The sequence below is a fragment of the Winogradskyella sp. HaHa_3_26 genome, from assembly GCF_019278425.1.
Lineage (GTDB): Bacteria > Bacteroidota > Bacteroidia > Flavobacteriales > Flavobacteriaceae > Winogradskyella > Winogradskyella undariae.
Genome location: NZ_CP058981.1, coordinates 2,052,501 through 2,065,054 on the forward strand (window position 1 = coordinate 2,052,501; position 12,554 = coordinate 2,065,054).

Genomic DNA, 12,554 nt, shown 5'->3' on the forward strand with positions numbered 1-12,554 from the left:
GACACCTGCCCGGTGCTGGAAGGTTAAGTGGAGGGTTTAGAAGTTTACTTCGAAGATCTCAAATGAAGCCCCAGTAAACGGCGGCCGTAACTATAACGGTCCTAAGGTAGCGAAATTCCTTGTCGGGTAAGTTCCGACCTGCACGAATGGTGTAACGATCTGGACACTGTCTCAGCCATGAGCTCGGTGAAATTGTAGTATCGGTGAAGATGCCGATTACCCGCAGTGGGACGAAAAGACCCCGTGAACCTTTACTATAGCTTAGTATTGGCTTTGGATAAGTAATGTGTAGGATAGGTGGGAGACTTCGATGCAGCGTCGCTAGGCGTTGTTGAGTCATTGTTGAAATACCACCCTTTGCTTATCTAGAGTCTAACCTCTAACCAGGGACAGTGCTTGGTGGGTAGTTTGACTGGGGTGGTCGCCTCCAAAAGAGTAACGGAGGCTTCTAAAGGTTCCCTCAGCACGGTTGGTAATCGTGCGTAGAGTGCAATGGCATAAGGGAGCTTGACTGAGAGACATACAGGTCGATCAGGTACGAAAGTAGAGCATAGTGATCCGGTGGTTCCGTATGGAAGGGCCATCGCTCAAAGGATAAAAGGTACTCCGGGGATAACAGGCTGATCTCCCCCAAGAGCTCATATCGACGGGGGGGTTTGGCACCTCGATGTCGGCTCGTCACATCCTGGGGCTGGAGAAGGTCCCAAGGGTTGGGCTGTTCGCCCATTAAAGTGGCACGCGAGCTGGGTTCAGAACGTCGTGAGACAGTTCGGTCTCTATCTACTGTGGGCGTTAGAAATTTGAGTGGATCTGACTCTAGTACGAGAGGACCGAGTTGGACGAACCTCTGGTGTACCTGTTGTTTCGCCAGAAGCATTGCAGGGTAGCTACGTTCGGAAGGGATAAGCGCTGAAAGCATATAAGCGCGAAACCCACCACAAGATGAGATTTCTTTTAAGGGTCGTGGAAGATGACCACGTTGATAGGCTATAGGTGTAAAGGCAGTAATGTCATAGCCAAGTAGTACTAATAACCCATAGGCTTATTGTACAGCGTTTTTTTATAACAGTTTACTATTTATACAGACAGATATCATGTGATTTTTTCAATATGTCAACAATATTAGTGTTGATTATTTATAACAACCCAAGTTCTGATAAACTCAGAATAAAAATTTAAGGTGGTTATAGCGACGGGGCTCACCTCTAACCATTCCGAACAGAGTAGTTAAGCCCGTTTGCGCCGATGGTACTACTTTACTGTGGAAGAGTAGGTCGCCGCCTTTTTAAGAACCCTTACTAGTTAACTAGTAAGGGTTTTTTGTTTTTTATAACTTTTGATTTTTAATAAATGTTTAGAAGTAAAGCTAAGCTTATACTAAAGTATTTATTTTATGTTTTAATAACGTTTCATTTATTATATTTGAATTGATCTAGACGATCTCAATGTCTTAAAATAGAATAATGCTAAAACGAATTTTTCTTTTACTTATAATCTGTTGCTGGTATTCTGGTTTTTCACAAACAAACGAAGACCAGGCTGAAAGTTATTATATAAAAGGAGAATTTAAAAAAGCATTAATTATCTATGAAAATCTAGTTAAAGAAAGTCCTTATCACTACCAGTACAATTTAAAGCTCATAGATATTTACCAACAGTTAGAGCAGTTTAGTGATGCTAGAGAGATTATTATAAAAATCTTATCACAGCGATACAACCCTATGACAGTTGTTGTTTTAGGTTATAATTATCAATTAGAAGGCAATCAATTAGCTGCGGATAAATATTATGGTCAAACAATTGACTTTATAGATGAAAATCCTAACTACATTAATTCAGTAGCAAAGAGATTTGAAGATTATTCTCTTTTAGATAAAGCGATAGAAGTCTATGAAAAAGGAAAAAGATTAACACCAGAAAAAAACTATAGTCTTCAATTAGCTAGAATTTATGGTGATCAAGGTGATGTAGAATTAATGTTTTCTAATTATATAGATTTCATTGCTTATTCTCCTGATCATATCAATAGTATTAAGCGTGCATTTAGCGACTTTGTATCTGAAGATAGTTCTAATGATAATAATATATATTTAAGACGTCAGTTACTAAAAAAAATACAGCAACAGCCAAAAATCTACTGGTACGAAATGTTGAGTTGGTTATACGTACAAGAAAAAGCGTATAAAAAATCTTTTATTCAAGAAAAGGCACTTTATAAACGTAGTCAAGAAAGTTTCTATCGTATTATTGAATTAGCTTCTATTGCACATGAGGACAACGACGATGAAACGGCACAGACGATTTATAAGTTTATATTAGAATCAACTCAAAATTTGGGAGCACTTTTAAATGCTCATAAATCTCTTTTAGAAATTGAGACTAATAATGCTGATGATAAAATGATGTTAGAGATAGATAAAAAATATCAATCTCTATTTGAAGAATACGGAAAATCTGAAAGAACACTACCATTACAACTTGCTTATGGTAAATTCTTAGCGTTTAACTTAAAAGACACAGAATCTGCCATTAAATTTTTAAAGAAAAGTTTAAAACTTTCTATTTCTAAATTTCAAGAAGCAGAAGTTAAATTACTATTAGCTGATATTTTAGTCCTTCAAGAAAAGTTTAATGAGGCTTTGATTTATTATTCTCAAATACAAGTCAACTTAAAAAATAGTCCTCTTGCACAAGAAGCACGACTTAAAGTTGCTAAAACCAGTTATTATAAAGGTGATTTTGATTGGGCAGAATCTCAACTTAATATCTTAAAATCTTCAACTTCACAGCTTATTGCAAATGATGCGTTAGATTTAAAACTTTTGATCTCTGATAACAAATATGAGGATAGTACACAAACAGCATTAAAACAATATGCTAAAGCCGATTTGTTTGCCTTTCAGAATAAAACAAAAGAAGCGATTACGCTTTTATCTCAAATTTTAAAAGAACATAAAGGGGGAAGTATAACTGACCAAACTCTTTTTCAACAAGCCAAACTTTTTGAAAAAACAAAACAATTTGATAAAGCTGAATCTAATTATTTAGAAATTATAAAAGATTATGGCGAAGGTATTTTAGCTGATGATGCTCATTACTATTTAGCAGAACTCTATAATGCAAAATTAGCAAATCCTGAAGAAGCCAAAGAACATTACGAGCGCATTTTATTTGATTACCAAGATAGTATTTATTTTATTGAAGCTAGACGACGTTTTAGAGCGTTACGTGGAGATCTTTTAAATTGATTTTCAGTATTAAATTATACTTTCAATTGCCAAATATAGATAATTTGTATTCGCTTATAGGTTTTGTTATTAGTCTATAACTCTTTTTTTAGTTTCTTTCCAAAACTATTTATAGTATTTTAATTTTGTAATAGAGTTTTAAGTCCGTTTTCCTATTTTCGTGTTAAGAACTATATTAAACTATCATTTTTTAATTCTTATTTTTGCGTTCAATTTAAATTTTAATAAAATGATTATATATAATGTTACTCTTAACATTGATAAAAGTATTCATGACGAATGGTTAATATGGATTAAAGACCATATTGCAGAAGTGTTGGCTACAGGTAAATTTAAAGAAGCTAAGCTTACCAAAGTTTTGGTAGAGGATGAAGAGACAGATACGTATTCTGTGCAATATAGAGCACACTCTAGAGAAGCATTAGAGGCTTATTACGATAATGATGCCGATAGTTTAAGACAAGTAGGGCTTAAGCGTTTTGGAGAAAAAGTTTTATCATTTAGAACAGAATTAGAAGTGGTAGATGAATATTTTGTGAAAGCATAAATCATCATCCTGTTAAGTATTGAGATTTTAATATGATATATCGGTGATTTAATACCAATGTTATTTTCTATTTCTTAGCCTAAAGGTTTTACTGCCTTATAATTTTATAATCAGATTTTAATTGTGTCCAATGTTTCAAGATCCTTTGTTTCCTGAAATAAACTTAGAACTTTTCGCCTCTCAATTAACCATCGCTTATCTTTGCATCACAACTCATTAAAAACAGCCTTGTATTCGTGGAAAATCAACATCAAGTAAAAGCAAAAAAACATTTAGGACAGCATTTCCTAACAGACGAATCTATAGCGCAAGACATAGCAGATAGTTTATCTCTTGAAGGATATAGTGATGTTTTAGAAATTGGTCCGGGAATGGGTGTGCTTACTAAATATCTTCTAAAAAAAGATACCACGACGCATGTTATTGAAATCGATACAGAGTCTGTTGCTTATTTAAAAAATAATTACCTTCATTTAGCAGATAGAGTTATTGAAAAAGATTTTTTAAGGTACGATTTAAACCTTGTTTTTAACGGTAAGCCTTATGCTATTATTGGTAATTTCCCTTATAATATTTCATCTCAAATATTATTTAAAACTTTAGAAATGAGGGATCAAATTCCTGAGTTTTCAGGGATGTTTCAAAAAGAAGTTGCTCTTAGAATCTGTTCTAAAGAAGGTTCTAAGGTTTATGGTATTTTATCTGTATTAACACAAGCTTTTTATGATGCCGAATATCTATTTACGGTACCTCCAACTGTTTTTAATCCTCCACCAAGAGTAGATTCGGGTGTTTTACGTCTTAAGCGAAAAGAAAATTTTACGTTGCCATGCGATGAGAAATTGTTTTTTAGAGTTGTAAAAACAGGATTTCAACAACGTAGAAAAACATTGCGTAACAGTTTAAAAACATTTGATCTGTCAGATGATTTAAAAGCAAATACTATATTTGGCCAGCGACCAGAACAATTAAGCGTTTCACAATTTATTGAGTTAACATCGCTAATTGAAAATGATAAAGATTAAGTTTTACATTTAATCATTAAGTCCTATAATAACAACTCTAAATAGCAAACTTAAGAGTGGAAGATAATAGTCAAGATAACATCCAATTTCAGCTTACCGATAAACTTGTAGAAAAGGTAGAGATCCTTGTCGAAAAACAAAACGACAAAGAACTTAAATCACTTTTAAATGAGTATCACCACGCGGATATTGCCGAAATTCTTGATGAGTTAAATCTAGATGAAGCTGTATATGTTATAAAGCTTTTGGGTTCTGAAATAACTTCAGAAATCCTAATGGAGCTTGATGAAGATATTAGAGAAAAGGTCCTTAAAAATCTTTCTAATAAAGAGATTGCTGAAGAGATTGAAGAGTTAGATACGGATGATGCTGCAGATATTATAGCAGAACTTCCCGAAGACAGGCAAGCCGAAGTTATTTCGCAAATTGAAGATACTGAGCATAGAGAAGAAATTCAAGAACTTTTAGCTTACGATGAAGATACAGCAGGTGGACTCATGGCAAAAGAGCTCGTTAAAGTTTACGAAACGTGGACTGTTGCAGGCTGTTTACGTCGCATTAGAGGTCAGGCTAGAGATGTAACAAGAGTACATTCTGTTTATGTAGTAGATAGACAAGGCAAACTTATTGGTCGGTTATCTTTAAAAGATTTAATTGTTTCTAAAAGTGATCAAAAAATTGCAGATATTGTTAAAGACAATGTGGCTTGGGTTCATGTCCATGATGATGTAGAAGACGTTGCAAAAATAATGGCTAAATACGATTTAGAAGCTGTTCCTGTAGTTAACGATCACAACATTCTTGTTGGTCGCATTACGGTCGATGATATTATAGATGTCATTAGAGAAGAAGCCGATAAAGATTACCAATTAGCAGCAGGTATTTCTCAAGACGTAGAAGCCGATGATAGTATTCTAAAACTCACAAAAGCACGTTTACCTTGGTTGTTTATAGGTATGTTTGGAGGGCTCGGTGCAGCCAGTATTATAGAGCAGTTTAATGATAATATGGGCAATTTTGTAGTCCTATTAAGTTTTGTTCCGCTTATCCAGGCAACTGCCGGAAATGTAGGCGTACAATCCTCTGCCATCGTAGTTCAAGGTATTGCTAATGGCACTATTGATGGTAAAATTTTAAAACGATTATTCAAAGAGTTTTTACTAGGCGTAGTTAATGGTATTGCTATTTCTTTAGTTGCTATTTTAATCACTCATTTTATTTTCGGAACCCCATATATTGTATCCATAACCATTAGTATTGCTTTAATTGCTGTGATTATTATGGCCGCTCTTATCGGGACTTTTATTCCTATTTTCTTAGACAAACGTGGTATTGATCCAGCCGTTGCTACAGGTCCTTTTATAACCACTAGCAACGATGTTTTCGGGATTTTAATTTATTTCCTTATTGCTAAATTAATTTTAGGTATTTAATATTTGGGCGTTACCACAAGGGTCAGGCTTTCACTACTCGCTTTTTGCAGAAAAAGCAAAAGAGCTCAAACAAGCCGTTCAATCCTTAACGCAAATCCTCGTTTTCATTCAAAATAGAACACAAGCCTAGCACAAATCTTTGTAACTTTACTTCATTAAATTTCTAAATAAGACACCTGCTTTAGAAGGTATTGCTATGAAAATATTACACTTAGACGCCAATCATCCATTATTACTAAATCAACTTAATGATTTAGGATTTACCAATCACGAAGACTTTACCTCTTCAAAATCAGAAATTGAAGCTAAAATTGCCGATTACGATGGTCTAATCATCCGAAGTCGCTTTAGTATAGATAAAGCATTTTTAGATGCCGCAACACAACTCAAATTTATAGGTCGTGTAGGCGCAGGATTAGAAAACATAGATTGCACATACGCCCAAGAAAAAGGAGTGCATCTTATTTCTGCACCAGAAGGTAACCGAAATGCCGTTGGTGAGCATGCTTTAGGAATGTTACTTTCACTTTTTAATAAACTAAATAAAGCCGATAAAGAAGTTAGAGAAGGTAAATGGTTACGTGAGGAAAACCGAGGATTAGAGTTAGATGGTAAAACAGTTGGACTTATTGGTTACGGAAATATGGGGAATGCTTTTGCTAAAAAACTACGTGGTTTTGATGTCGATGTTTTATGTTACGATATTAAACCCGACGTAGGTAATGCAAACGCCACACAAGTTACACTTGAAGAATTAAAAACAAAAGCCGATGTGTTAAGCTTGCATATACCACAAACCGATTTAACACTCAATATGGTAAATTCGGACTTTATAAACGGATTTAAAAAACCATTTTGGCTTATTAATACGGCACGTGGAAAAAGTGTAGTTACCAAAGATTTAGTAGAAGCATTAGAATCTGGTAAAATTTTAGGAGCAGGATTAGATGTTTTAGAATACGAAAAATCATCATTCGAAAATTTATTTTCTTCCGATGCAATGCCTAAAGCTTTTCAATATCTTATAAATTCTGAAAAAGTTCTATTATCACCACATGTCGCTGGTTGGACTATTGAAAGTAACATAAAACTCTCACAAACCATTGTGGATAAAATTATCGCTTTTTCAAAAAAGTAATACGCTTTTTTTAAGAAAAATAAAAGTACCTTGTAAGTATGTCAACTACTAAAAATAACACTCCGCAAATCACTTATGATACCATTATTATTGGTTCTGGAGTTGGTGGTTTATCCGCCGCAATATGTCTTGCTAGAGCAGGTCAAAAAGTATTAGTCTTAGAGCAACATGATGTTCCTGGAGGCTGGTGTCATAGTTTTTATCTTAACGGTTATAGATTTACGCCAGGTGTGCATTATGTTGGTTTACTAGACAAAGGTCAATCTACAAGCGAACTTTACGAAGGTTTAGGTATTGCAAATGATATTGCTTTCTATAAAATGAATCCTAAAGCTTATGAACATTGCCACATTGGAAAAGAACGCTTTGATTACCCTTCAAATTTCGAGGATTTAAAAGCGGCCTTAATAGAACTTTTTCCACATGAAAAAAAAGGAATTATTAAGTATCTAACCTTAGTTAAAAATGTTGGTAGGCAGTTGCAGCTTATTCCAAAAATAAAGGGTTTATGGCAACAAATTACAATTCCCTTTCGTACTAAACATATGGGAAAATATGCACCCTTTAGTTTAAAACGCGTTGTTAATTGGCATGTAAAAGATCCATTATTACAAAGTATTTTAAATGTGCAATTTGGTGATCATGGTTTGCCGCCATCTAAAGCAAGTTTTGTTATGCATGCTGCTATTATGGATCATTATTCTGCTGGGGGCTATTATCCAATGGGTGGAGGTGGATCTTTAGTTAAAGCCATGACTAATAAAATAAAAAAGCATCATGGAGTAGTACAAACTAGTACTTCTGTAAAACAAATTTTATTAGAAGGAAGTCATACAAAAAAAGCTATTGGTGTAGAATTAGAATCTGGAGAGCAACTTTTTGCCAAACGTATTATCTCTAATGCTGATCCTGGTATTACATATTCTAAACTTATTGGAGAAACGCATTTAAGTAAAAAATTGCTTAAAAAATTAAATGGAACAAAATATTCATGTACGTCTATCATGTTATTTTTAACAGTAGATATGGATGTGAAAAATGCAGGTTTAGATTCCGGAAATATCTGGTTATTGTCTGACCAAGATTTAGATAAAGTATATAATGATTCACAAAAAATAGACCTTTTAGAAGACGAAGAATTTCCGGGTATGTTTATTAGTTGTACCACATTAAAAGATCCTGTAAGTTTTGATGGAAAATATCACACAATAGAAGCAATTACATATATAAATTACGATGCTTTTGCAGCTTTTAAAGACGAAACGGAGAAGCGTTCACCTGCCTATTTAGAATTTAAAGAAGCTATAATTCAGAAGTTTTTAAAAAGTATAGAAAAGGTCGTTCCTAGTATTACTTCAAATATTGTACATCAAGAATTAGGGACACCAATAACTAATGAATACTATATTAATGCTACAAAAGGAAACGTTTACGGTACAGAAAAAAGCTTAAAGCATATTGGTCCTTTTGCTTATAAAATGAAAACCGAAATAGAAAATCTCTATATGTGTGGTTCTAGTACATTATCTCATGGTGTTGCTGGAGCTGGATATTCGGGTGTTCAAACTGCAGCCGTTATTTTAGGATGCAAACAAGACGATTTAATACAGGCTGATTCCTCACAAAATCTACGTGTTTATGATGCAGAAGATAATAGTAATTACCCCGATTGGATGTTAAAAAAAATTGTGCTTAAAAAATCTAAATTAGCTTCTAAAGATGTTTTTACTAATTTAGAAAACTCATAAACGTATCTCTATGCAATATAAGGCCACAAGTGCTGAAGATTATATTAAACAAGCTCCAGAAGATCGTCAGCAAATATTACAAAAATTAAGAGATGTTATTAGACTTAACTTACCTAAAGGTTTTGAAGAAGGCATTCAATATGGAATGATTGGTTATTATGTGCCACATTCTGTATATCCTGATGGTTACCATTGTGATCCTAAAATACCTTTACCTTTTATGAGTTTTGCTTCTCAAAAGAACTCAATAAATCTATACCATAGCGGTATATATGCCCAACAAGAATTACATGATTGGTTTATTAACGAATATCCTAAGCATTGCAAACGTAAATTAGATATGGGAAAAAGCTGTATTAGATTTAAAAAAATGGATGAAATTCCTTTTGAATTAATAGGAGAACTCGTTACGAAGTTAACTTGTGAAGAGTGGATTAAAATTTATGAGCAAACAATAAAAAAGTAATAATAAAACGCTCTTACGGTTACTTTACATTATCGAAATTTTATTATAAGAGTGTGAAAATTTAAGACAAAATGAAAAAACGAGTTACAGGTATTGGTGGATTATTTTTTAAAACAAAAGATCCAAAAGCCTCTAAAGATTGGTATAATAAACATCTTGGTTTTAATACAGATGATTATGGTTCTACGTTTTGGTGGAAAGACAAAGAAGGTAAAGAATGTTCAACACAATGGAGTCCTTTCCCTGATGAGACCAAGTATTTTGAGCCTTCCCCAAAAGAATTTATGTTTAACTACCGTGTTGAAGATTTAGAGACGCTTTTAAAAGTCTTAAAAGACGAAGGTGTAACAATTGTAGGTGATATGGAGACTTATGATTATGGTAAGTTTGCTTGGATTCTAGATAATGAAAATAATAAAATTGAATTATGGGAACCTATTGATTCTGCATTTAAGTAATTATCTGCGTTTTTTCACTAAATTTGACGCTATCAAAAATCTGTAATAATACTAACCATTAAATTAAATAAACAAATGTCAGACGATAATAAAAATTTAGGTAATGATCTTAACGATATGTTAGATGATGCTAAAGACAATGCAAAAAAAGCAGGTGAAACAATAAGTAAAAAAGTTAATGAAATTACAGACGAAGCTAAAGAGTCTGCAAAGGAGTTTTCTGATGATGCTAAAGAAACATTTAGTAATGCACCCGGAGACAATAAGAAAATGTTAGCAGGTATATTAGCTATTTTACTTGGTGCTTTTGGAGTTCATAAATTTATTTTAGGTTACAATAAAGAAGGTGGAATCTTATTAGGTATTACACTATTAGGTATTGTTTTATCTTGTGTAGGCGTTGGTATTCTTGTTGTTTGGCTTGTGGGTCTAGTTGGTTTAATTGAAGGGATTATTTACCTCACAAAATCAGATGAAGACTTCTATAATACATACCAAGTAGGAAAAAAATCTTGGTTTTAAGCGATCTTAAAAATATTTATAAAAAAACCAGAACGTGAGTTCTGGTTTTTTTATGAAGTATTAGTAAATTATTAAAATCAAAAACAAGTAACCTTGTTAAGTGTTTGTGATAAATAGACTTGCTTATTTATCTTGATTGTCCATAAACTTACGCTCTAACTCAGCCTGAAACTCTTCCATTACAGGTCTTACAGTACTATCTGGCAAGTCGGCAATTTTTATATACATCAAACCATCAACCGCATTATTAAATAACGGATCTACATTAAATGCTACAAGTTTTGCGTTTTGTTTAATATATTTTTTAAGCAATACAGGTAAACGTAAAGCACCTGGTTCTACTTCATCTATAATTTTATCGAATTTATTTAAATCGGCTTCTGTTTCGTCAAAAACAAATTCTTTATCAGCATCTTTTAGTTTTACCTTAAATTCTTTTTTAGGATGTACGTATTGTGCCACATAAGGATCGTAGTAATGAGATTTCATAAACTCAATCATCAAACTCTTAGAGAAATTAGAAAATTGGTTGCTGATACTTACACCTCCAATTAAGTATTTGTGCTCAGGGAAACGCAATGTAATGTGTACAATTCCTTTCCAAAGTAAAAATAAAGGCATTGGTTTTTGTTGGTATTCTTTAATGATAAAAGCACGCCCCATTTCAATAGATTGGCTCATCATTTTATGTAATTCTGGTTCAAAACGAAATAAATCTTGAAGATAAAATCCGTCAATACCAAAACGCTTATAAATTTTAGAACCTAAGCCCATTCGGTAAGCTCCGGCAATTACGTTTTGCACATTATCCCATAAAAACATATGGTGATAATAAGTGTCAAATTTATCTAAATCAATCGCTTCGTTAGTTCCCTCTCCAACTTCTCTAAAAGTAATTTCACGCAAACGGCCTATTTCTCTTAGTATATTAGGAATGTCTTTTGGAGATGCTAAAAATACCTCGTAGTTTTTACTTTCTAAAAGTCTACAATCTCCAAGTCTAAGCTTATCTACCTCGGCAATCATTAATTTTGGTGCAATAGGAGTAACAATACGCTTAGGTAACTTAGCCACTTTTAACTGAGATTGAATATTGTTTAAAAGTTTAGGTTTATCTTCAAAAGTTTTAGACAACATATAGGTTTTTCGTCTTAAAAATTCTGAGAATTCAGGAAGCGTTGGATGTTCTTTTTGATCTTTTAAAGAGATAGGTTTACCTATTCTAACTTTAATTATACGTCTTTTTTGCGTTAACACTTCTGATGGTAATTTTGCAGTTCTTAGTGTGTCACTTATTTTAGAAAGTCGGTAAAATAATCTACTATTTTTAGCATGAAAATAAATAGGAACTACAGGAACTTCTGCTTTCTGAATTAATTTCATTGCAGAGGCTTCCCATTCTTTATCCACAACTAATTTTCCATCTTTATAGGTAGATACTTGCCCAGCAGGAAAAATACCTAATGGGTGCCCCGCTCTTAAATGTAAAATTGCATTTTTAAAACCTGAAATACTGCTTGCTGCATCTTTACGACCCTCAAAAGGATTAACAGGCATGATGTATGGTTTTAATGGCTCAATGCGGTGCAGTAAAAAATTAGCAATGATCTTAAAATCACTACGTTGCTCTATCATTAATTTTAACAGTAAAATACCATCAATACCACCAAGAGGATGATTAGAAATTGTGACATAAGGTCCTTCTTTTGGAAGCCTTTTCATGTCTTCTTCTGGGATTTCAAACTTAATTTGAAATTCGTCTAATATAGCATCTAAAAAAGCACCATCACTAAGATGCTTATTTCGCAAGTAGAATTTATTTATTGTTGATATTTTTAGGACTTTCATTAATACCCAACCCAAAAAGGTTCCTAAGAACCCATATTTATCAACATGAATTGCCTTTGCAACTTCCTTTGCGGTGACTAATCCTTTATCTGATGATTTCCCCATAAACAAATGTAACAAC

At 33.2% G+C, this 12,554-nt stretch carries 10 protein-coding genes and 2 rRNA genes (1 of these 12 only partly in view); 11 read left to right on the plus strand and 1 reads right to left on the minus strand.

All coding sequences use genetic code 11. The annotated features are described in order from the left end of the window. From H0I32_RS08885 to H0I32_RS08935, 11 genes are all read left to right on the plus strand, one after another. Window positions 1-1,050: ribosomal RNA gene (locus tag H0I32_RS08885) — 23S ribosomal RNA — on the plus strand (it extends 1,777 nt beyond the left edge of the window). A gap of 126 nt (window positions 1,051-1,176) precedes the next feature. Further along, window positions 1,177-1,286 (plus strand): 5S ribosomal RNA (gene rrf, locus H0I32_RS08890). 177 nt (window positions 1,287-1,463) lie between these two features. After that, a complete protein-coding gene (locus H0I32_RS08895; protein ID WP_179313610.1) occupies window positions 1,464-3,248 on the plus strand; it encodes a tetratricopeptide repeat protein in 1,785 nt (594 codons plus the stop codon). Window positions 3,249-3,477: 229 nt separating this feature from the next. Continuing rightward, entirely contained in the window at window positions 3,478-3,795 is a 318-nt protein-coding gene (locus H0I32_RS08900; protein WP_179313609.1) for a DUF4286 family protein, read from the plus strand. A 236-nt stretch (window positions 3,796-4,031) separates the two neighbouring features. Next, window positions 4,032-4,820, plus strand: a complete 789-nt coding sequence (gene rsmA / locus H0I32_RS08905; protein ID WP_173586147.1) for a 16S rRNA (adenine(1518)-N(6)/adenine(1519)-N(6))-dimethyltransferase RsmA — start codon at window positions 4,032-4,034, stop codon at window positions 4,818-4,820. Window positions 4,821-4,876: 56 nt separating this feature from the next. After that, a complete protein-coding gene (mgtE, locus tag H0I32_RS08910; RefSeq protein ID WP_256928798.1) occupies window positions 4,877-6,253 on the plus strand; it encodes a magnesium transporter in 1,377 nt (458 codons plus the stop codon). A 196-nt stretch (window positions 6,254-6,449) separates the two neighbouring features. Beyond that, window positions 6,450-7,391: a 2-hydroxyacid dehydrogenase gene (locus tag H0I32_RS08915; RefSeq protein WP_173586148.1), complete on the plus strand. Its 942-nt coding sequence runs from the start codon at window positions 6,450-6,452 to the stop codon at window positions 7,389-7,391. A 38-nt stretch (window positions 7,392-7,429) separates the two neighbouring features. Then, window positions 7,430-9,139: a phytoene desaturase family protein gene (locus tag H0I32_RS08920; protein ID WP_179313608.1), complete on the plus strand. Its 1,710-nt coding sequence runs from the start codon at window positions 7,430-7,432 to the stop codon at window positions 9,137-9,139. Window positions 9,140-9,149: 10 nt separating this feature from the next. Further along, window positions 9,150-9,605, plus strand: a complete 456-nt coding sequence (locus H0I32_RS08925; protein WP_179313607.1) for a DUF1801 domain-containing protein — start codon at window positions 9,150-9,152, stop codon at window positions 9,603-9,605. Between the two features lie 71 nt (window positions 9,606-9,676). Further along, window positions 9,677-10,063 carry a VOC family protein gene (locus tag H0I32_RS08930; RefSeq protein ID WP_173586151.1) on the plus strand — a complete coding sequence of 129 codons (387 nt, stop codon included), beginning with the start codon at window positions 9,677-9,679 and terminating at the stop codon, window positions 10,061-10,063. 75 nt (window positions 10,064-10,138) lie between these two features. Then, on the plus strand, window positions 10,139-10,585 hold the full coding sequence (locus tag H0I32_RS08935) for a TM2 domain-containing protein (protein ID WP_173586152.1): 447 nt from the start codon (window positions 10,139-10,141) through the stop codon (window positions 10,583-10,585). Window positions 10,586-10,708: 123 nt separating this feature from the next. On the opposite strand, the gene H0I32_RS08940 is transcribed toward H0I32_RS08935, so the two are convergent. Then, entirely contained in the window at window positions 10,709-12,538 is a 1,830-nt protein-coding gene (locus tag H0I32_RS08940; RefSeq protein ID WP_173586153.1) for a GNAT family N-acyltransferase, read from the minus strand. Between the last annotated feature and the right edge of the window lie 16 nt (window positions 12,539-12,554).

What these genes read in the sequence shown, in the direction of transcription:
- H0I32_RS08895 (WP_179313610.1), top strand. Translation starts at nt 1,464, where the DNA reads ATGCTAAAACGAATTTTTCTTTTACTTATAATCTGTTGCTGGTATTCT.
- H0I32_RS08925 (WP_179313607.1), top strand. Translation starts at nt 9,150, where the DNA reads ATGCAATATAAGGCCACAAGTGCTGAAGATTATATTAAACAAGCTCCA.
- H0I32_RS08915 (WP_173586148.1), top strand. Translation starts at nt 6,450, where the DNA reads ATGAAAATATTACACTTAGACGCCAATCATCCATTATTACTAAATCAA.
- H0I32_RS08900 (WP_179313609.1), top strand. Translation starts at nt 3,478, where the DNA reads ATGATTATATATAATGTTACTCTTAACATTGATAAAAGTATTCATGAC.
- H0I32_RS08930 (WP_173586151.1), top strand. Translation starts at nt 9,677, where the DNA reads ATGAAAAAACGAGTTACAGGTATTGGTGGATTATTTTTTAAAACAAAA.
- H0I32_RS08940 (WP_173586153.1), bottom strand. Translation starts at nt 12,538, where the DNA reads ATGGGGAAATCATCAGATAAAGGATTAGTCACCGCAAAGGAAGTTGCA.
- H0I32_RS08935 (WP_173586152.1), top strand. Translation starts at nt 10,139, where the DNA reads ATGTCAGACGATAATAAAAATTTAGGTAATGATCTTAACGATATGTTA.
- H0I32_RS08920 (WP_179313608.1), top strand. Translation starts at nt 7,430, where the DNA reads ATGTCAACTACTAAAAATAACACTCCGCAAATCACTTATGATACCATT.